General features: G+C 60.5%; 21 protein-coding genes. 16 read left to right on the top strand and 5 right to left on the bottom strand.

Going from position 1 to position 20,143, the window contains the following annotated elements; translation table 11 throughout:
• The first annotated feature begins 57 nt into the window (after positions 1 to 57).
• The 6 genes from H7C18_RS04650 (at position 58) to H7C18_RS04675 (ending at position 5,938) form a co-directional block, all read left to right on the top strand.
• Entirely contained in the window at positions 58 to 1,821 is a 1,764-nt protein-coding gene (locus H7C18_RS04650) for an extracellular solute-binding protein (protein ID WP_238357466.1), read from the top strand.
• Between the two features lie 96 nt (positions 1,822 to 1,917).
• Entirely contained in the window at positions 1,918 to 2,814 is an 897-nt protein-coding gene (locus H7C18_RS04655; RefSeq protein WP_185127848.1) for an ABC transporter permease, read from the top strand.
• A 14-nt stretch (positions 2,815 to 2,828) separates the two neighbouring features.
• Positions 2,829 to 3,713, top strand: a complete 885-nt coding sequence (locus H7C18_RS04660) for a carbohydrate ABC transporter permease (RefSeq protein WP_185127849.1) — start codon at positions 2,829 to 2,831, stop codon at positions 3,711 to 3,713.
• An 81-nt stretch (positions 3,714 to 3,794) separates the two neighbouring features.
• Positions 3,795 to 4,676, top strand: coding sequence for an ROK family protein (locus H7C18_RS04665; RefSeq protein WP_185127850.1), 882 nt, complete (start codon positions 3,795 to 3,797; stop codon positions 4,674 to 4,676).
• 25 nt (positions 4,677 to 4,701) lie between these two features.
• A complete protein-coding gene (locus H7C18_RS04670; RefSeq protein ID WP_185127851.1) occupies positions 4,702 to 5,265 on the top strand; it encodes a GNAT family N-acetyltransferase in 564 nt (187 codons plus the stop codon).
• 124 nt (positions 5,266 to 5,389) lie between these two features.
• Entirely contained in the window at positions 5,390 to 5,938 is a 549-nt protein-coding gene (locus H7C18_RS04675; RefSeq protein ID WP_185127852.1) for an NADPH-dependent FMN reductase, read from the top strand.
• A gap of 47 nt (positions 5,939 to 5,985) precedes the next feature.
• Here H7C18_RS04675 and H7C18_RS04680 read toward each other — a convergent pair whose 3' ends face one another.
• Complete coding sequence (locus tag H7C18_RS04680; protein WP_185127853.1) at positions 5,986 to 6,366, bottom strand: winged helix-turn-helix transcriptional regulator; 381 nt, start codon at positions 6,364 to 6,366, stop codon at positions 5,986 to 5,988.
• Between the two features lie 106 nt (positions 6,367 to 6,472).
• Positions 6,473 to 6,955: a transcription elongation factor GreA gene (gene greA / locus H7C18_RS04685; protein WP_185127854.1), complete on the bottom strand. Its 483-nt coding sequence runs from the start codon at positions 6,953 to 6,955 to the stop codon at positions 6,473 to 6,475.
• A gap of 239 nt (positions 6,956 to 7,194) precedes the next feature.
• Between greA and H7C18_RS04690 the strand changes: the two genes are divergently transcribed.
• Entirely contained in the window at positions 7,195 to 8,574 is a 1,380-nt protein-coding gene (locus H7C18_RS04690; protein ID WP_185127855.1) for a hypothetical protein, read from the top strand.
• Between the two features lie 17 nt (positions 8,575 to 8,591).
• On the opposite strand, the gene H7C18_RS04695 is transcribed toward H7C18_RS04690, so the two are convergent.
• On the bottom strand, positions 8,592 to 8,993 hold the full coding sequence (locus tag H7C18_RS04695; protein WP_185127856.1) for a prolipoprotein diacylglyceryl transferase: 402 nt from the start codon (positions 8,991 to 8,993) through the stop codon (positions 8,592 to 8,594).
• Between H7C18_RS04695 and H7C18_RS04700 the strand changes: the two genes are divergently transcribed.
• The 3 genes from H7C18_RS04700 (at position 8,980) to H7C18_RS04710 (ending at position 10,906) form a co-directional block, all read left to right on the top strand.
• Positions 8,980 to 9,357, top strand: a complete 378-nt coding sequence (locus H7C18_RS04700; RefSeq protein ID WP_185127857.1) for a cupredoxin domain-containing protein — start codon at positions 8,980 to 8,982, stop codon at positions 9,355 to 9,357. The two genes, H7C18_RS04695 and H7C18_RS04700, sit on opposite strands and share 14 nt — an antisense overlap.
• A 95-nt stretch (positions 9,358 to 9,452) precedes the next feature.
• Entirely contained in the window at positions 9,453 to 10,022 is a 570-nt protein-coding gene (locus H7C18_RS04705; RefSeq protein ID WP_185127858.1) for an RNA polymerase sigma factor, read from the top strand.
• On the top strand, positions 10,019 to 10,906 hold the full coding sequence (locus tag H7C18_RS04710) for an anti-sigma factor domain-containing protein (RefSeq protein ID WP_185127859.1): 888 nt from the start codon (positions 10,019 to 10,021) through the stop codon (positions 10,904 to 10,906). Before H7C18_RS04705 ends, H7C18_RS04710 begins: the two co-directional genes overlap by 4 nt.
• A gap of 492 nt (positions 10,907 to 11,398) precedes the next feature.
• Here H7C18_RS04710 and H7C18_RS04715 read toward each other — a convergent pair whose 3' ends face one another.
• On the bottom strand, positions 11,399 to 13,339 hold the full coding sequence (locus tag H7C18_RS04715; protein WP_185127860.1) for a glycoside hydrolase family 127 protein: 1,941 nt from the start codon (positions 13,337 to 13,339) through the stop codon (positions 11,399 to 11,401).
• Between the two features lie 125 nt (positions 13,340 to 13,464).
• On the opposite strand from H7C18_RS04715, the gene H7C18_RS04720 reads away from it, so the two are divergent.
• The 5 genes from H7C18_RS04720 (at position 13,465) to H7C18_RS04740 (ending at position 18,289) form a co-directional block, all read left to right on the top strand.
• Positions 13,465 to 14,307 carry a helix-turn-helix transcriptional regulator gene (locus H7C18_RS04720; RefSeq protein ID WP_185127861.1) on the top strand — a complete coding sequence of 281 codons (843 nt, stop codon included), beginning with the start codon at positions 13,465 to 13,467 and terminating at the stop codon, positions 14,305 to 14,307.
• 84 nt (positions 14,308 to 14,391) lie between these two features.
• A complete protein-coding gene (locus H7C18_RS04725) occupies positions 14,392 to 14,982 on the top strand; it encodes a TetR/AcrR family transcriptional regulator (protein ID WP_185127862.1) in 591 nt (196 codons plus the stop codon).
• A gap of 70 nt (positions 14,983 to 15,052) precedes the next feature.
• Complete coding sequence (locus H7C18_RS04730; RefSeq protein WP_185127863.1) at positions 15,053 to 16,219, top strand: MFS transporter; 1,167 nt, start codon at positions 15,053 to 15,055, stop codon at positions 16,217 to 16,219.
• A 93-nt stretch (positions 16,220 to 16,312) separates the two neighbouring features.
• Positions 16,313 to 17,212, top strand: coding sequence for an AraC family transcriptional regulator (locus H7C18_RS04735; RefSeq protein ID WP_185127864.1), 900 nt, complete (start codon positions 16,313 to 16,315; stop codon positions 17,210 to 17,212).
• 87 nt (positions 17,213 to 17,299) lie between these two features.
• The gene (locus H7C18_RS04740; RefSeq protein WP_185127865.1) at positions 17,300 to 18,289 is read left to right on the top strand and encodes a phytanoyl-CoA dioxygenase family protein; all 990 of its coding nucleotides are present in this window, start codon (positions 17,300 to 17,302) and stop codon (positions 18,287 to 18,289) included.
• A gap of 305 nt (positions 18,290 to 18,594) precedes the next feature.
• Here the strand turns inward: H7C18_RS04740 and ant(6) are convergent, their stop codons facing one another.
• The gene (gene ant(6), locus H7C18_RS04745) at positions 18,595 to 19,449 is read right to left on the bottom strand and encodes an aminoglycoside 6-adenylyltransferase (protein ID WP_185127866.1); all 855 of its coding nucleotides are present in this window, start codon (positions 19,447 to 19,449) and stop codon (positions 18,595 to 18,597) included.
• A gap of 192 nt (positions 19,450 to 19,641) precedes the next feature.
• Between ant(6) and lspA the strand changes: the two genes are divergently transcribed.
• The gene (lspA, locus tag H7C18_RS04750; RefSeq protein ID WP_185127867.1) at positions 19,642 to 20,130 is read left to right on the top strand and encodes a signal peptidase II; all 489 of its coding nucleotides are present in this window, start codon (positions 19,642 to 19,644) and stop codon (positions 20,128 to 20,130) included.
• Positions 20,131 to 20,143: the final 13 nt, after the last annotated feature.

Here is a 20,143-nt window from a genome sequence, read left to right on the forward strand (position 1 = left end):
TACAACGCTTACATTGCTGTTTGTATCGCCAACCCCAATTTTTGGAGGAGGTACGGGATGGTCAAATTCATGAGGGCTACCGCCATGCTGTCGCTTGTTCTCTCTGTCGTGTTCGTGGCCGCTTGCAGTTCGAACAAAGGAGGCGAAAGCGCAAGCTCCGGCTCCGCATCGCCGTCCGCAAGCTCTTCGTCGTCCGCGAGTCCTTCGTCTTCCGCCGCGGATACCGGTTCGAGCAGCCCGGAAAGCAGCAGCGCCGCTTCGGGCGACGCCGATCCGTATTTCGCCAAGTACGACCCGCCGATCGAGATTTCGACCGTTCGCATCGTCAACGACACGGTCAAATATCCGAACGGTTCTTCGATCGACGACAACGTGTGGACGCAGACGATGCTGGAGAAGCTCGGCATCAAGATCAAGAACCTGTGGGTCGTCAGCGGCGACCAGCCGGGCGGGCAGGGCGAGCAGAAGATGAACGTCTCGATCGCCTCCGGCGACCTGCCGGACTTCATCCCGGTCAATTCCAAGCAGCTGAAGCAGCTGCAGGAAGCGGGCGAGCTGATGGACTTGACCGACATTTACGACAAATACGCCTCCCCGTTCCTGAAGGAAATCATGAACCAGGACGGACCGAACGCGCTGGCGTCGGCGACGTTCGACGGGAAGCTGATGGCGATTCCGAATACCGGCTCGTCGATGGACGGAGCGCCGATGATCTGGATCCGCAGCGACTGGCTGAAGAAGCTGAACCTGCCCGAGCCGAAGACGATGCAGGACGTGCTCGCCATCTCCGAGGCGTTCACGACGAAGGATCCCGACGGCAACGGCAAAGCCGATACATACGGCATCGCGATGAACAAGGACCTGTACACCGGATTCGCCGATCTGACCGGCTTCATGAACGGGTATCACGCCTATCCGCGGCAGTGGATCAAGGACGCGAGCGGCAATCTCGTCTACGGCAGCATCCAGCCGGAGATGAAGACGGCGCTGGCGGCGCTCCAGGATCTGTACAAGAAAGGGCAGATCGACAAGGAATTCGGCGTCAAGGACAGCGGCAAGGAGGCGGAGCTGACCGCTTCCGGCAAGCTCGGCATCGAGTTCGGAACGATGTCCAATCCGCTCTGGCCGCTCGTCGACAACCGCAAGAACGACCCGAACGCGCAATGGCAGTCGTACCCGATCGTATCGGCGGACGACCAGCCGGTCCGGGAGCAGGTCGGATTCGCCGTCGGGCAGTATTTCGCGGTCAAGAAGAACGCCAAAAACCCCGAAGCGCTGCTCAAGCTGATGAACCTGTTCGTCGAGACGGGCTGGGGGAAAACGACGACCCCCGAAAACTACGCGGCGCACTTCACGAGCGACGGGTACGAGAAATTCAAGTTCATGCCGTTCCAGGCGTGGCCGGCCCGCAAAAACCTGGATATCCATCTGCATATTTCCGACGCGATCAAGTCCGGCGACACGTCCAAGCTCAACGCCGAGGAGCAGGACAACTACTCGAAGATCAAGGCGTACCTGGACGGCACGTCGACCGACCCGCTCGGCTGGGCTTATGAACGGGTATTCGGCACCACCGGCTCGTTCGCCGTCACCAACCAATACGTCACGAACAATACGCTGATGATGAACGAGTTCTACGGCGCTCCGACGCCGGCCATGGTCGAGAAGGATTCGAACCTGCAGAAGCGCGAGCTCGAAGTGTTCACCAAGATCATCATGGGCGACCCGATCGACAATTTCGACAAGTACGTGGCCGATTGGAAGAAGCTGGGCGGCGACGACATCACCAAAGAAGTGAACGACTGGGCCAAGAGCAAATAAGCGGCCGCGCAGGCGGGAGAGGGTTCGGCCTTCTCCCGCCCGCACGTCCGTTCGCGATGGCCGTCCACATCCCGGAGGCGAAGGAGGACTGGCGAGATGTTGAAAAACCGGAACGCGACACTTCCGCTGCATTTGATGATATGGCCGGGTCTGATTCTGATTCTGGTTTATTGCTACGGTCCGATGATCGGCTTCGTGATCGCGTTCGAGAAGTTCGTGCCGGCCCGGGGCATCTTCGGCTCGCAATGGGCCGGTCTGGACAATTTCCGTTACGTATGGGAGATGCCGGAGACCGGACAAATCATCGGCAACACGATTTTCATCGCGCTGATGAAGATCGTGGCGGGCTTCGTCGTGCCGCTCGTCGTGGCGCTTCTGCTCAACGAAGTGCGCAAGGAGTTCATGAAGCGGACCATTCAGACGCTCGTATACCTGCCGCACTTTCTGTCCTGGATCATCCTGGGGGGCATTCTGATCGACATTTTGTCGCCGACCAGCGGCATCGTCAACCAGTTCCTCCAATGGTTCGGGATCAAGCCGATTTATTTTCTGGGAGACAACCATTGGTTCCGATACGTGCTGGTCGCTTCCGACACGTGGAAGGAGTTCGGCTTCAACACGATCGTTTATCTTGCGGCGTTAACCGGCATCAACCCGTCGCTGTACGAGGCGGCGATCGTCGACGGAGCGGGCCGCTGGAAGCAGACGCTTTACGTGACGATCCCCGGCATGGCGCCGATCATGATTCTGCTGTTAACTTTAAGCCTCGGAAACGTGCTGAACGCCGGCTTCGACCAGGTGTTCAATTTATATAGCCCCCAAGTGTACGAAACGGGAGACATCATCGACACGTTCGTGTACCGGATCGGCCTGGTCGATGCGCAGTACGGAGTGGCGACGGCCGTCGGGCTGTTCAAGTCGTTCGTCTCCATGATCTTTATCTCGCTCTCCTACTATATCGCTTACCGTTTCGCCAATTACCGCATTTTCTGAAAGGGACGGTGTCGATGGTCGAATACGGGTCCTTCAGCCGCAAGCTGTTTATCGGCTGCAATTCGGTTTTCCTCTGTCTGCTTGCGATCGTCTGCCTGCTTCCGCTCATCCACGTGCTCGCCATTTCGTTCAGCTCCAGCGGAGCGGCCCAGGCGGGTTACGTCACGTTCTGGCCGGTGGAGTTCACGACCAGTTCCTACGAATTCGTGCTCAAGAAACCGGAGTTTTTCCGTTCCATTCTCGTCACGCTGGAGCGGGTCGGCGTCGGGGTGTGCGTGAACATGCTCCTGACGATCCTGGTTGCTTATCCGCTGTCCAAGGACAGCCGCAAATTCAAGCCGCGCACCTTCTACGCGTGGGTGTTCGTCGTCACGATCCTGTTCAGCGGCGGCTTGATTCCGCTCTATATGACGATCAAGTACACGGGCGTTATGGATACGGTGTGGGCGCTCGTGCTGCCGGGAGCCGTTCCGGTGTTCAACGTCATCCTGCTGCTCAACTTCTTCCGCGGCCTGCCGAAGGAACTGGAGGAGGCCGCCTTCATCGACGGAGCCGGCCACTGGACGACGCTGTGGCGCATCTTCGTTCCGCTGTCGCTGCCCGCGCTCGCGACGATTACGCTGTTCGCGACGGTGGGTCACTGGAATTCGTGGTTCGACGGCCTTATCTTTATGAACTCGCCGGAGCATTACCCGCTGCAAAGCTACTTGCAGACGGTCGTCATCAACCGCGACCTGTCGCTCGTGACGTCCGCGGATATGGCGACGCTCGCCGAAGTGAACGACCGGACGGCCAAAGCGGCGCAGATCTTCCTCGGCGCGCTGCCGATTCTGCTTGTCTACCCTTTCCTTCAGCGCTTCTTCATGAAAGGGATCGTGCTCGGCAGCGTGAAGGAATAAATCCTCCTCAAGATGTGATTTTTTCCGTTTTGGCGTTACAATAGAAAACGGGAAATTTACGTGTAGGAGGATTAACCGGCCATGCGGATTGGTGCGATAGAGGCAGGCGGCACGAAGTTCGTCTGCGGCATCGGCAACGAGGAAGGACAAATCGAGGATCGGGTCAGCTTTCCGACGGAACAGCCGGAGCGGACGCTGGGACAGGTCATCGACTATTTTCGGGGCAAAGGGGTAGAAGCGATCGGAGTCGGCTCGTTCGGTCCGATCAACATCGACCGCTCGAGCCCGCAATACGGCTACGTCACGACGACCCCGAAGCCGGGCTGGACGGATTATCCGTTCCTGCCGGTGCTGAAGCAGGCGTTCGACGTGCCGATGGGATGGGACACGGACGTGAACGCGGCCGCCTTCGGCGAAGCGACCTGGGGCGCGGCGAAGGGGCTCGACAGCTGCGTTTATTATACGATCGGAACGGGCGTCGGCGTCGGCGTATACGCGGAAGGCCGAATGATTCACGGCCTGGTGCACCCGGAAGGGGGCCACGTGCTGACGAGGCGTCATCCGGACGACGCGTATGAGGGGTTCTGCCCTTATCATGGCGACTGCCTCGAAGGAATCGCCGCCGGCCCGGCGCTGGAGAAGAGATGGAAGGTCAAGGGCAGCGAGCTGGCGGAGGACCATCCGGCGTGGAGAATGGAAGCTTTCTACATCGGACAAGCTGTAGCCAATACCGTTCTGACTTTGTCGCCGAAAAAGATCATTCTGGGCGGAGGCGTCATGCATCAGATGCAGCTCTTCCCGATGATCCGCGAAGAGGTGCGGAAGAACCTGAACGGTTACGTCAGCGCTTCTGCCATTCTGCAGGAGATCGACGACTATATCGTCCCTCCGGGCCTCGGAGACAACGCCGGGCTTTGCGGCTCGCTCGCGCTGGGTCTGAACGCCCTGCGGGAACGGGCTTAAGCTTCGGGAACGGGGGCGGAGCAAATTGAGATTTGAGACGCTCGGCCGGCTTGACGACCGTCTCTGGCCCGCGGCGCTGGAGCTGTATCACGAAGCTTTTCCGAAAGGGAGCAAGCCCGACCGGATTATCGAAGCGACGTTCGAGAAGGGATTCGGCCTGCTGTATGCCGGACTGGAAGAGAACGGGCGGATGGACGCGATGGCGTTCGCCGGCATCGCGCGCGAGGCGAACGCGCTGCTGATCGATTATTTGGCGGTACGCGAGGAGCTGCGGGGCCGGGGCATCGGCGCGAGATTCGTGGCGGAGATCGTCAGGGATGCGCGGGAGCGGAAGCTGGACGGGATCATCATCGAGGCCGAAGCCGATCCCGAGCCGGACAATCTCGCCCGCATTCGCTTCTGGGAGCGCTGCGGATTCACGGCGACGGAGTACGTGCATCAGTACGTCTGGGTGCCTGAGCCGTATCGCGCGTTGTACTTATCGTTCGGCACGAACCCGAACTTTCCGACGGACGGCAAGGAACTGTTCCGGCATATCGGCGGATTCCACTCGCTGGCGTTTCGCGGTTCCCGGCAGGATCGGCAATGAGAGAAGGTTTCCCAAAGGATACCGGGTGTTTTTAAAGTGCCTTCTTCCCGTTTGTTTTGCCAACCACTATACTTATGAAAGAAACATCAAGTAACTTATCTACTCACTTCGGGAGGTACAGGGGATGGCAAGCGAAAAGCTCAAGATCGGCATTATTCTGGGCAGCACGCGTCAAGGGCGCGTCAGCCCTCAAGTCGGGGAATGGATCAAGAAGATTGCGGACGAACGCGGAGACGCGGACTACGAAATCGTCGATATAGCGGAATACAAGCTGCCGTTCCTGGGCGAAGGCACCGGCCAAGAGCCTGGATTGGCGGCATGGAACGCCAAGATCGACAGCCTGGACGGATTCGTATTTATCGTCCAAGAATATAATCACAGCATTACGGGCGCTTTGAAGAACGCGCTGGACTCCGCGCGCGACCCCTGGAACAACAAATCCGCCGGTATCGTCAGCTACGGCTCGACAGGCGGAGCGCGCGCCGCCGAGCATCTGCGCGGAATTCTGGGCGAGCTTCTGGTGGCGGATGTCCGCGTCCATCCGACCTTGTCGCTCTTCACCGATTTCGAGAACTACTCGACCTTCAAGCCTGCCGAGCTGCATTTGATCAACGTCAATGCCATGCTGGATCAAGTCCTCGCATGGGGCGGCGCGCTGAAGACGCTGAGATAATCAGAGCAAAAAATCCCCGCGGCGGCGGGGATTTTTCTTTTTACGGCCTATTGGACCGCGGTCGTCTCTTTCTTGAGGTTGAGCGGTTCCGCCGGGCGGTCTTCGCCGTACAGCTCTTTTAAATGCCGCTCATGAGCCGATCCCCAATCTCCCATCGTTTGGAGGAGCGGGGTCAGCCTTTGGCCGTACTCCGTAATCGAATATTCGACTTTCGGAGGGATCTCGGGATAGATCTTCCGATGTACGATATCATGGTACTCCAATTCCCTGAGCTGGGAAGTCAGCATCTTTTTGGTGATATCCGGTATGGCTTTATGAAGCTCGCTAAACCGCATCGTACCGTTGGAAAAGAGATGATACAAAATGACGGGCTTCCATTTCCCGATCAGAATCTCCAGCGCCGTCTCCGCTTTGCAATCCTCGTGCATTCGAATTCCTCCCTGACGAGATTCAAGGTTTCTGCTTGCATCCTATGGATCATACGGCGGGGGAAGCCGTTGGAACCGGTTTTCCAACGGCTTGTTTTTTCGGTCGCTACAGCTTCGATTTGATCTCCAGCAGCTCGTATTCCACCATGCCCGCCGGCGCGTCCACCTGGACGACGTCGCCGACCTTCTTGCCGATCAGCGCCTTGCCGAGCGGGCTTTCGTACGAAATTTTATTCTCGGCCACGTTGGCTTCCTCGGAGCCGACGATCTGATAGTCGATCTTCTCCGCGAATTCGACGTCGTTGAGGACGACGGTCGAGCCGATGTTGACCACCGACGAATCCATGTTGTTCGCATCAACGACCCGGGCGTTCCGAAGAATGCGTTCGATCGTCAGGATGCGCGTCTCCATGAACGCCTGGTCTTCCTTCGCGGAATGGTATTCGCTATTCTCCCGCAAATCTCCGTAGCTGAGCGCGATCTTGATCCGCTCGGCCAGCTCCTTGCGCTTGACGTATTTCAAATCGTCCAGCTCGGCCTCCAATTGGGCCAATCCTTCCGCGGTCAGAATCACTTCTTCGTTCGGCACTGGTTGACAGCCTCCCTTTTGCATGTCCTCGCTTCATTCTCTCCTGATTCTGATCATGCCATAATCGCCGGGAGGTTTCAATGCGCCTGTCCGGAACGTTCGGCACAGCTTATTCGGCCGCTTTGAAGATCCGAAAACGCAAATCGAAAAAATAATTTGAAATTTTCTTCGAACCGAACCGCCCGAGGCTCCGTTAACTTGGTTTGCAAGGGAGATGAGGATCGGGAGGAGCGGGTGGAATGAGGAAGAGAGGGAAAATCTTCGGAGGGCTGCTGGCAGCCGTTATGCTGACGATGGCGCCGCTGGGAGCTTATGCGGCCGATACGGGGACCGGTGCCGCGGCCGCCAAGCAGGTCGATCCGATCTCCGCGCTGACGCCGGACCGGATCGTGCAGGACCTGGGCGTTCTGAAAGGCGACGGGGACGGCGTGACCGATGCGTACTTGGCGCAGCGGACGACCCGGCTTCAGGCGGCGATCCTGTATTTGCGGCTGATCGGCAAGGAAGTCGAAGCGCTGGCCTATTCGGGTACCGAGGGTTTTGCCGATTCGATGGAGGCCGGAACCGCCAATCGGCCCGTGCTGGCCTACTTGAAGGCTCATCCCGAGCTGGGGTGGAACGGGACGACCGCAGGACGCTTCGAGCCGAACGCTCCCGTCACGAGCCAGCAGATGTACAAAGTGCTGCTTGAAGCGCTCGGCTACTCTTCGGGGCAAGACTTCGCGTTCAAGGATACGCTCGCTTTCGCGGCGACCAAAGGGCTGTGGCAAGAGGCGGACGCGGCGAGCTTCGCCAACCGGAATTTGGCCGGGGCGCTCGTAGAGGCGCTGCAGGCCATGCCGAAGGGCGGCGATGCGACGCTCGGCCGCAAGCTGGCCGATGCCGGGGCGATCCCGGGCGACAAGGCTGCCGAACTGGAAGGGAGCCGGGTTAACGCGGGGAAAGCGGACGACGGGACCGTCTATTTGACCGACGGGGAAGGTCGCGCGCTCTACTTGTATACCAAAGATATGGCCACCTTGGACTCGTGCCAGGAGGACTGCCTGGCGAACTGGCCCGTTTTCTCGGCCGACAAGCTGATTCTGTCCGACGGCCTGAACGCAGCGGATTTCGGCGTACACGTCCGCCCGGACGGCACGAAGCAGGTCACCTATCAAGGCTGGCCGCTGTACTACTTCATCAAGGATAAGGCGGGCGACCGGTTCGGAGAGGGGATCGGCGGCGTCTGGTTCCTGATCAAGCAGCCGTTCTACTCGGCGGCCATCGGCACGGACGATAAGCTCGGGAACTACTTGACCGATTCCCAGGGCCGCACGCTCTATTACTATGACATGGATCCGTCCGGAACGAGCGTGTGCGAAGGAACGTGTCTGGCGAATTGGCCGGCGTTCCATGCCGACTCCGGCGCTGTCCCCGTCGGCCTGAATCCGGACGACTTCGGGGAGATTACCCGAGCGGACGGCACGAAGCAGACGACGTTCAAGGGCTATCCTCTGTATTATTTCGTCAAGGACGGAGCGCGCGGCAATTTGAACGGGCAAGGCGTCGGGGACGTGTGGTTCGTGGTGGATCCGGCGAAGTTCGACGGTACGACGGCAGGGAAAGCGCAGAAAGGATAAACCATCATGAAAATACGCTATTTTGCATCGTTAATGGCTCTATTGGCCCTATTCGCGCTGGCGGCATGTTCGTCGAAGTCGGATTCGGATTCGCCGTCTCCGTCGCAGGCGGCCGCGGATACCGTCTCCGCTTCGCCGGAGGCGGACGCAGCTTCGTCCGCCTCTTCCGGCGATTCCGGCACCGCAGCGTCGGACGGGACAGAGACGTCTCCAGCTTCGACCGGATCGGCGGCTTCCGCAGATTCTTCCGCATCCCCGCCGGCCTCGCCGGACGCTTCCGGCGGAGAGACGGCTTCACCGGCGCCGTCGCAGGCCGCGGCTTCGCCGACGCCATCGAAGGCTGAAGCATCGCCGACGCCGGCGGCTTCCGCCAAACCGTCCGGCTCCGCGGCTATGGAGATGCCGATGCCGACGCCCAAGCCGACGCCTAAGCCGGCGGCGGATGCCGGATCGAGCCCCTCTCCAAGCGCTTCGGCCGAACCGGGTGACGACAATGTCTCGCCGTCGGCGTCCGAAGACTCGCCGGCCGATTCGGTTACCGTCGAGATCAAGAACTACGCGTTCTCTCCGGACAGCATAACGGTCAAGGTCGGCGGAAAAGTCGAATTCATCAATCGAGACGATGTGGCGCATTCGGCGGTGGCGGATGACAAATCGTTCGATACCGGACTGATCGACAAGGACAAATCGGCCACGGTTACGTTTGACAAGGCGGGGACGTACACCTTCCATTGCGGTCCCCATCCCTTCATGACCGCGACCGTCGTCGTCGAGTCGCCGTGAGAACGCCAAGCAGCGAACGGAACCGCCCGTTCGTTGCTTTTTCCTGTTATGCTGATAGCGGGCAAGCCACGATCGGGAGGGAGGAGCGGACGACGATGCCTGAGCAGAACGAGGCCGAATTGCTGCGGCGAATTCGGGACCGGCAGCGGGACGCGCTCGAAGAGCTGTACGACCGCTACGTCAAGCTGGTTTATTCCTTCGCCAGAAGGGCGACGGGGGACGAGGGCCTGTCGCGGGAAGTCGTGCAGCTCGTGTTCACGAGGCTGTGGACGACTCGCGCCGAATACGACGCGGACAAAGGCGCCTTCGCCAATTGGCTGATCGCCATGACCCGCAACATCGCCATCGACGTTCTGCGCCGCGAACGCCGCCATCGCCAGGCCGTCCCGATCGATGAGCTGACGCCTGCCAACGCGGACGCTCGCTCGAATGACCCCGAGTCGGGAGCGATTCGCCGGCAGGAATACTCCGAGATGAGGGCGGCCGCCCGGCGGCTCAGCCATTCCCAGCGCCAGCTGATCGAGCTGCTCTATTGGCGGGGGTACACGCTGAGGGAGATCGCCGAAATGGGCGGAGAGCCGATCGGCACCGTCAAGAACCGGCTGCATCAGGCGCTCAGAACGCTGCGGCGCTACTTGCAGGGCATGAGGGAGGAGAGTCAGTGAGAGATCGGCATAGCGGAAAATCGTCCCCGTGCGACGGGTTTGTCGACCACATGCTGGGAGAGGGAACGGAAGTGGAGCGCAAAAGGTTCGAGCGGCATCTGGAAGAATGCCCGTCCTGCCGGGCGGATGCCGCCGTCTGGGAGGAGACGTGGGGCGAATTGCACGAAGACGTCGAATGGGCGGAGCCGCCGGCGGACTTGAAGCTTCAGGTGATGGACGCGCTGGACGCGGCGGATGGGGAATCAAGGGAGCCGGCTGCCGCATTTAAGCAAGCGGAAGCAGGCGGGGCGGAACCCGAAGCCCGGCCGCTGGCGGTGCGCCGGCTCGGGAAGCCGAGCCCGATGCAGGCCGAAGCCGCCGTTCGCCCGCCGGCGAAGCCCCGGCTCCGGACATGGGGCCTTGCGGCGATTGCGCTCGTTCTCGTTTTCGGGGCCGGGTGGTGGAGCGGCTCCTCGTTCCGATCGCGGGGAACGGACTCTGTGGCGGCACTGCCGCCCGCGGACCGCATCGATTCGTTGTTCCACCTGGTAGCCGACCCGTCTAACGGGATGATGTCGGAATATCCGCAGGCATACGGGGTTGCCTGCGTCGTCAGCACTTCACCCGACAAGCCGAGACAACTGATCGTGTACCTGTTCGGGGCGCCCCGCACGGACGGGGACGAGGCATATCAGGTGTGGTTGTGGAACGACGGCGTCCGCCGAAGCGCCGGCGCCCTGAAGGTCGAGAACTCGGGCATCGGCATCCTGACGACTACATTGGCGGACGATGCGCCCCCGATTCAGACGATCGGAGTGACGCTCGAGCCGGCGGGACCTTCTGCGGCGCCAAAGGGGCCGAAGGTGTTCGGTTCCGCGCCGGACGACCCGGCTTGGGACGTTTGACTGGCGGACCCATCGAGTGGGCCTGCTGCAGCTTGGCTGCGAAGAAAGACTGGAAAGCCTAAAGAAATCCGTCTTGGCGCGCACAGGTCCTTCCGCTCGTCCTTTTCTTTCAGCTTGTACACCAGATCGACGACAACGAGCTCAAGGAGGTGCTGTCCCCTGCATCCTCAGGCTCGAAGGGGATGCTTGAAGGACTGAGGCGATCGCGGCTGCTGCGATGAAAATCATCGCAACGCGAGGGGGCGACGTCGTCCGACCATGGTATTGCGATGAAAAGATCGTATCAGCCCCCATTCTCTTCGGTTCGCGAAGGAGAAGGTGGACTGATACGATCCAAAACATCGTTAAAGCGAGTGGCGAACGGACGGGCTCGGTTCGATGCGATGTTTTGGATCGCAACGAAGCTTTGGACCTCGCCGGCCGGGGAGAAACGGACGCACTTGCCTCTTCCGAACGGCCGCCTGGCACTTTTCGCCCGGCGTTTTTGTGCGATCAACGCCGCAGCCAGACGCTCATCTCGCCCGGTTCGCGGTTGCCCCACAAGTAGTAGGGGATCGCCTTGAAGCGAGCGGGCTTCGTCCGTTTCTCGAGCGGCCGGTACGGCACGCTGTCCGCCCAAGCCGACGCGTCGTCGACCTGTCCGTCTCCCTCGACGACGACGCAGCCGCCGAGCAGACCGGCATCGAACCGCTCCGCCAGCTTCGGCTCGTCGGCCAGCGACAGCGAGGCGACCGGCGCGCCGTTATCCGCCTCTTCGACGCAATAGACGAGCGGGCCGCGCTGAATGGCCGCTTTGCCCGCGTCGGCGCGGATGAGCGGATGGGCGGCGACCAGCTTCGTCTCCAGCGGCAGCAGCCACTCTACCGTATCGCCGTCCGCCCAGGTTCGCTCTACGATCGCATAGCCGTTTTCGACGCGGTAATCCTGAGCCTTCCCGCCGACGGTCAGCGCCGGCTTGCCGCTCTGGAACCAGTTCGGCACGCGCAGCGCCAGCGCGAACGGGACGCTGCCTTCCGGCAGCGACACCCGGAATTCCACGCGGCCGTTCCATGGCAGCTCGGAAGTTTGCCGCAGCGTCACCCGTCCGGAAGCGAGATCGAACGCCGCCTCGCTGCCGATGAACAGGTGCGCGTAAACCGTCTTCGCGTCTTCGGAGACGGTATAGATGTAATCGTTCAGCGAGCTGAGCAGCCGGGCCACGTTGGGCGGGCAGCACGAGCAGCCGAACCACTTCTGCCGGACCGGCTTCACATGATGCTTGCCGGGATTCTTGGCGCTCGCTTCCGGCCACACCTCGAGCGGATTGACGTAGAAAAAGTGCTTGCCGTCCTTGGACATGCTGCCGAGCACGTTGTTGTACAGCGCGCGCTCCAGGACGTCGGCGTACTCGCTTTTCGCTTCTAGCTGCAGCATCCGGCGCGCCCAGAAGATGAGCCCGATCGAGGCGCACGTCTCCGCGTACACCGTGTCGTTGGGCAGATCGTAGTCGAACGAGAACGCTTCGCCGTGGTGCGTCGAGCCGATGCCGCCGGTGATGTACATCTGCTTGCCGGTCACGTTGCGCCACAGGCGCTCGCAAGCCTCGCGCAGGCCGGCGTCTCCGGTCAGCCTGGCCAGATCGGCCATCGCCGTATACATGTAGACGGCGCGAACGGAGTGGCCGACGGCGACCGACTGCTCGCGGACCGGAAGATGGCTCTGGTTGTATTCCAGATTCGGCGCCGAGACGGTTCCCTGCACCCAGTGGCTCGTCCGCCCCCGGCGCTCCCATTCCTCCGTAAAGTAGCTCGGCTTGCTGCCGCGCTCGTCGATGAAGTAGCGGCTCAGCTTCAGATAGCGCTCTTCGCCGGTCGTCTCGTACAGCTTGACGAGCGCCAGCTCGATCTCCTGGTGGCCGCAGTAGCCTCTGATCTTGCCGGGCTCCGTACCGAACACGCTGTCGATATAATCGGAGAACCGGCACATGATATCGAGCAGCTTTCGCTTGCCGGTACCGTTGTAGTAAGCGACCGCGGCTTCGATCATATGGCCGGCGCAATAAAGCTCGTGGGCGTCCAGCAGGTTCGTCCAACGCTTGCCCGGCTCCTTGACGGTGAAGTACGTATTCAAGTAGCCGTCTTCTCGCTGGGCTTGACCGATCAGTTCGATCGCGTCGTCGGCGATCTTCGTAAGCTCCGGATCCGGATGCGTGGCGAGCGAATAGCCGACCGCCTCCAGCCATTTGGCCAGATCGCTGTCCTGGAACACCATGCCGCCGAATTCGCCTTCCTCCAGCCCCGCCGCGATGCGGAAATTCCGGATCGCGTAGCTCGGCTCCGCCCCTTCGACCCGATCGTTGAGCGCCTCCCACTGATAAGGAATGACCGTCTTGCGAACGAGCTCCGAATACCCGCTCCAGAAATCGTCGCGGATCTGAACCTGCCCTTTCCGCATGCCGCTACCTCCTCGAAACATTAGAAATTGACTCTTCCTCCTTTCGAGTATATTCTTTTCGTGGTAAGCGAAATAGAGCCGAATTGAACTTCATTTCTATAAAATCCGACACAGGAGGCGGAAGGATGAACGAGGATGGAACGGTGCTTCTCCAGGCGCCTCCGCTTCCGTATTATTTGGGGGCGGGCCGTTCGGATTTCAAGCCCGGGGATCAGCATCCGAACCGGCGGAATCTGGGCATTTACGATTTGCTGCTCGTGGTCAAAGGCGCGCTGCCGATCGGGGAGAACGGCCGGGAATGGACGCTGACGGAAGGAGAGACGCTGCTGCTTTTTCCGGAGGGAGAGCATTACGCGGCGGGGCCTTGCGACCGGGAGACGGTGTTCTATTGGGTTCACTTCGAGCACGGGAAGGAGCCGGGGGCTTCCGAAGACGCCGTCCGGGCCTCCCGGCCGTTCGGCAATCCCCACGGCGTCCGCATTCCGAAGCGTTCCCGGCTTGCCGACCCGCAAGCCGCCTTCAGCTTGCTGCGGCAGCTGCTGGCTCCGGCGTCCGGCGGCGCTTCCTTCTGGCAGGAGCAGCGGCTGTTCGCCGAACTGCTCGCCATGCTGGAGCGGGAAGGCGAAGGCGAGGCCGGATCTCCGTCCGCCCGGCTTGCGGAACGGGCCGCGGCTTATCTGCGCCAGAACCACCGCGCGGAGCTGACGAACGAGGCGCTGGCGCAGGCGCTCCTTTTCCACCCCAACTACGTGGTCCGCTGCATGAAAGCGAAATACGGCCGCACGCCGATGGATTACCTGCACGACTATCGGATCGAGCAGGCCAAACGCCTGCTGGTCGCGACCGGCTGGCCGGTCTCGAGGATCGCCGAAGAGGTCGGATTCCGCTACGCGCCGTACTTTTCGGCCTGCTTCAAGCGCACCGTCGGGCAGTCGCCTCTGCAATTCAGGAAACAGTATCTTTCCTGAATATATGGTTTCTGAATATTTGACAGATTGGTACAGAATTGCTACGATAGGAGCACAACCACATTATGGGAAAGGAAATCGCCGATGAGCAAAAGCGGAAGGCCGCGCGAATTCGAAGATACGACGGTCATCGATGCCGCTATGGAAGTGTTCTGGAAGAACGGCTATGAAGCATGCTCCACGGACGATCTGTGCAAAGGAACGGGACTCGGGCGGGGCAGCCTGTACAATGCGTTCGGGAGCAAGCACGAGCTCTACGAACAGGCGCTTCTGCGATATCATCGAGCCGGAATCGACGCTCAGATCGACATTTTGCGGCGGCCGGGCCGGCTGAGGGAACGGCTGCGCGCTTTGTTGGAATGGGCGATTCGCGAAGATTTCTCCGATGCCGGACGCAGAGGGTGCCTGATCATTAATGCGGCTATGGAGCGCGCGCAGAAAGATCCGGCGGTCGAGCGGATCTTCAAACAGCATGTCGACCGGTTGGGGCAGGCTTTGAGCGAGGCGATCGAAGAAGGCCGGAACGCGGGGGAAGTGCCTTCCGGGCGGCGGACGTCGGAGCTTGCCGCCTTGTTCCTGAGCAGCTACTACGGGCTTCGCGTGCTCAACGCCGCCGCTCAGAATCGCGGGATGGCCGATCAAGTAGCCGAAGGAGTGCTGAACGTATTGAATTAGAGCCGCTTGCGGCGCTTTTTTTGACCAATTTTGTACTGATTAATACAAAAATCAAAAAGGAGTTATTGCGATGCCTATAGCGATTTACGCAATGGGATGGATGATCTTCTCCATGACGACGTCCGAATTCATGGTAGCCGGGATGATGTCCTCCCTGGCCGAGGAGTTCGAAGTGTCGATCGCGGCGATCGGATACCTCATCTCGGCCTATTCGGCAGGGATGATCGTAGGAGGCCCTCTGTTGACCGTCGGACTGACGAAAATGCCCCGAAAGCAGGCTTTTCTGCTTCTGGCCCTGATCTTCCTTGCCGGGCAGACGCTAGGGGCGCTGGCCCCGAATTATGAGACCATGATGGCGGCCCGAATCGTGACCGGCATCTCTTCGGCGGCCTGCTTCGGCGTATCGCTCGCCATCTCCTTCGAACTCGTCCCGCCTCGGTCGCGCGGCCGGGCGGCTTCCGTCGTGCTCGGGGGACTCATGATCGCCACCGCGCTGGGACTGCCGGCATCCATGGTTTCCGACCGCTTCTTCGGTTGGCGCTTCAGCTTCTGGGCGGTGGATCTGTTCGTTCTGCTGTCGGGACTTGCGGCTTTAAAAGCGATTCCCGCTTTGGCCCAACCGGCATCCATCCGCATTCGGAGCGAACTGACCGCACTGGCCAATCCGTACTTGTGGGGGGCGTACGCGACAAGCATGCTCATCATTGGGGCCACGTTCGCAGCCTTCAGCTACTTCTCCCCGATCCTGGCCGATCTGGCCGGATTCGGCCCCGTGGCGCTCCCCCTGATCCTGGGGATATACGGCGGGGCGACCGTGCTCGGCAATATCGCGACGGGAAGACTCGCCGATCGCTATGCGATGCCCCTTCACGTTGCCGGCCTCGCCGCGTTGACAGCGGCGTTGATTCTTTTCGCCTTGTTCGCGGATCGACCGGCCGTCGCCGTTATGGCCGTGGTCGCCGTCGGAATCGTCGGGGTGCCCATGAATCCGGCCATGACGACCCGAATCGCGCGGATTGCCGGTACCGGGACTTTGGTGACGACGATCCACGGATCCGTCATCAGTCTGGGTGTCGTGCTTGGCTCCGCGGCTGGCGGATTTGCGATCGATGCCGGCTTCGGCCTTGCTTCTCCCCTGTGGGTCGGAGCCTTCTTGGCGCTGGCCGGCTTACTCTCCTTGCTTCCTCTTTTCCAGCCAAAGGACGTGCACATCTCCGCGAGGGAGATCGAGTCGTGAATCCCGCTTGCCCGGATAGCGCACCGAGAAGAGATCGGGTACAATGAGGGCGAAGCTTAAGGGGAACGGCATGAGAGAGCGGAGGTCTTCGGAATGGAAGCGGAGGAGATGAGCTGGCCTGTCATTCATACGGTAGGGGACGTGCTCGTTCAGAGAGGCTTCGTGCTAGGCCCTCGGGAGATCGGGGACTTCGAACTGGTTTACTTCCCGGAAGGGACGGGGACGGTGTATGAATTGGGAGACGACGCCCTTCCGCTCGATGAGCCTTGCTTCGTCCTGACCCGGCCGGGGGAGTGTCACCGGTACCGCTTCGATCCGGCCGCCAACGTCCGTCACCTGTTCGTCCATTTCGATTACGCCGCCTTCCGGGACCCGTCGTCCGGATTGGAGGCGCTCGTCCGGACGGACCGGATTCCCGCTCTCCGGAGCAGCCTCGCAGCCGGGATGATCCGGCAAATTCTCCGCATCGCGAACGAGCAAGGCCCCGGCTGGAAAAGGCGGATCTCCGCCTTGCTCGCAGCCGCGCTGGAGGAGCTGCAGGCATGCGCCGGCCGCGGCTCGGGCCCGGCTTCGCAGCCCGTCTCGCTTCCCATTTCGCTGGCCATCGAATATATGGAGGAGCACCTGGCGGAGCCGGCGCTGTCGATCGAGAAGATCGCCCGGCATTCCGGCTGGTCCCACGAACACTTTACGCGCGTGTTCGCGGCCGAGCTCGGCATGACGCCGAAGCGGGCGCTGCTCGAGCGCCGGCTGCTGCGGGCCGAGCGAATGATGCTGCGCGCCGAGGGGACGGTCAAGCAGATCGCCTTCAGCGTCGGCTTCGGAGACGAGCACCATTTCTCGAAAATGTACAAGCGCATCCGCGGCATCACCGCCTCCGAATATATGGAGCGCTGCAAGGATCCGCTGTTCCGCCATACGGCGGCGGCCGTCGATCCCGACACGCCGTACCCGATCAACTGTTATGTCATGGTGAACGCCCCGATCAAATAAACACCCCATTTCGCGGGTTTCGTCCATGGCGGGAGCGATCCGACCCGAGGCATAATGGGGTCATCAAAAGGATGGAGGGATCGCTTCATGGGCATCGCCTATACGCCGAAATCGAGGGGACGCGCGGATCGATATCGGGTCAGCGTCAATGAATATAAGCAGTATCACCGGGAAGGATACGTCATCGTCCGGGGGCTGCTTCCCGCGGGTACGATCGGCGAATTGTACGACCTGGCCGAACGAACCCGCACTCGGGCCGATACGAAGGTCAAGACCGGAGAGACGGACCCGTTGAAGGAGGAGTTCGCCCAAGCGACCCGCGTTCACATGCTCTCCCGCATCGACGCGGCCGCCGAGCGCGGCATGCTGAACCCGCTTATCCTGGACGTGATCGAGGCGCTCGTCGGGCCGGACGTGTATGCGCTTCAATCGATGATGTTCCTCAATCCGCCGGGCCGCGGCGGACAAGGCTGGCACCAGGACGCGTGCTATATCAAGACGCATCCCGACACGCTGATCGGCGCCTGGATCGCCTTAGAGCGGGCGGACGAGGAGAACGGGTGCCTGTGGGTGGCGCCGGGCTCCAACCATGAGCCGATCTATCCTCCCGCCGGGTTCGGGGGCGGCAACGTGCATGCGCTCGATTCGTTCAGCGATCTTCACGAGGTGCAGAACGTCAGCCATCTGGACGACGAGGTCAACACGCTTTCCAAGGTAGTGGCGAACTATCCGCCGCCGATTCCGGTCGTGCTTGAGCCGGGCGACGTGCTGTTCTTCCATTCGCATCTGTTCCACCGCTCGTACCCGAACAAGACCGCGGACCGCTTCCGCCGCTCGTACGTGTGCCATTATTGCAACGCCCGTTCGCTGGTGCCGTGGGACCATGACGGCTACGAAGGGGATTCCGGCAATTACCGGCAAATTCTCGCCCGCGGCCGAACGCATCTGCCGTACGCCGAGCCTGCGTTCGGGACGGAGGTCTACCTATACGACGGCGTCGAAGGTTCCGACAGCGTGCGCATGATGGGCATGGACGACGGCATGATGATGCCGGTCGTGCAGAAGAAGGAAGATTGACTCGGCCAGGATCCGAGCGGTAGCCCGAGCTGCCGCTTCTGCGGCAAGCGCGAAGAGGCCCGCTTACGATGCCAAACATCGCAAGCGGGCTCGTTAACGTGCGAGAGGCGCTAGCATGCGATGAAAAACATCGCATCGACGGGTCCGGCGCCGTTGGCGAAGCGCGAAGAGGCCCGCTTACGATGCTAAACATCGCAAGCGGGCTCGTTAACGTGCGAGAGGCGTTTGCACGCGATGTTTTCGACCGTTAGCAGCCGTCATGCAATCCCCGGAGCTGAACCTCGCCAACATCGCGCCCCTCCCGCTCACGGCAGCGAGCGATATATCTTCATCGTATGCTTCGCGACGGCCTCGTCGTAATCCGGGTAGGCGTAACCGAGATGCCCCGCCACCGCATTGGCGTATTTTCTGAACAATTCGTGGCACGCGAACAGGGACTTCCACATTTCCTCATAGCCGTTTTCCGAAAAAGTGGACAGCAGCGCCTTCCAATCCTCATCCGGCAGATAACGGTCGATGAATTTGCAGTTTTTCCCCACGCTGAACGTGTAGGAGCGCTCCGCTCCGATCCGCCAGGCCATCATGCGCAGCAATTGAGGGCACATGACCCCGTTCAGGTGGTCGATGGCAAAAAGGATCTCCTTCCTCGCCAGCCCCTTGACCACGTAAGTCGAAACCATCCAATACTCGTTGCAGCAATCGTCGAACTCTCCGGCCGTCGGCTTCCGAATCCAATATTGCCGGTCATCGGGAACCGGCTCGTCCCGAACAAGACCGTCCTTATCGAGCAAAACCCGGACCAGGCCGTCGCTCCCCGCGAAATAAGCTTCGGCCTCGCCGATCGGAATCAAGGTCAGGTCCAGTTTGCTGCCGTCTTCGAACAGAATGAGGTAAGAGAACCGATTGCCCAATTCCGGAGGAAAAAGCTCCATCGCTTCGGGCTTCTGCATCATCAGGCGAGATCCGAACGCAAGCAGCCAATCGTCGGTTTCCTTGAAAGAATCCAGATCGGTTACGAAGCAGGATACGTCGTAATCCTGGAACGGGTCGGGAGGGATGTTGGCGTTCGTGCGCGATCCTTCCAAAGTCGCCAGACGGATGCGATCGTCGTTCCCGGCGAATTCGACCAGCAGCTTCATCATTTCCTCTTCGCTTCTCAACGCGGCAGCCCTTCTTTCCAACTTGATCTGAACTATTTACGGTACCGCCTCCCATATCGTTGCAAATGAAAAAATTTTACTTTTTTCGCAAATCGCGATTTCATGTTAAAATCGTAACAGGAGCTTTTTCCAAAAAGCCCGACAACCGATCCGGCAGCCCTCGGCTGACAATAACGGTTGCGGGGAGGAGGCTTGGTTGTTCTGCTTTTTTATGTGCTCGCCGCATTCGTAATAGCCGTCGATCAATTGTCCAAGTACTGGATTCGCGAACATCTGCTGATGGGAGAGTCCACGCAGATCTGGCAGGGCTTCATTCACGTCATTCGTCTGGAGAACACGGGAGCCGCCGGCAGCTCCTTTGAGGGATATGGACGGTGGTTCGTTCCGATTGCCGTTCTGATCGTTGCGGTCGTCATTTATTACCGCGGCAAAGGCAAGCTGAAAGGACGCTGGATGGAGATCGGCACCGCCTTTTTCGTAGGGGGAGCGATCGGCAACGCGATCGACCGCGTGCTGTTTAACGGGGTTACGGACTTTATCCAGCTTAAAGGGCAAGGCGGCGTCATGAATATCGCCGACATCTCGCTCAATATCGGAATGATCGTCGTTCTGCTGACGATGCTGTTCACGCGGCGCAAACCGACGTCCGCACCGACGATCGGTTCCTCTGAAGCTCGCTAACCTGCAAACGAAC

The sequence above is a fragment of the Cohnella zeiphila genome, assembly GCF_014212055.1.
In the GTDB taxonomy this organism is placed as follows: domain Bacteria; phylum Bacillota; class Bacilli; order Paenibacillales; family Paenibacillaceae; genus Cohnella; species Cohnella zeiphila.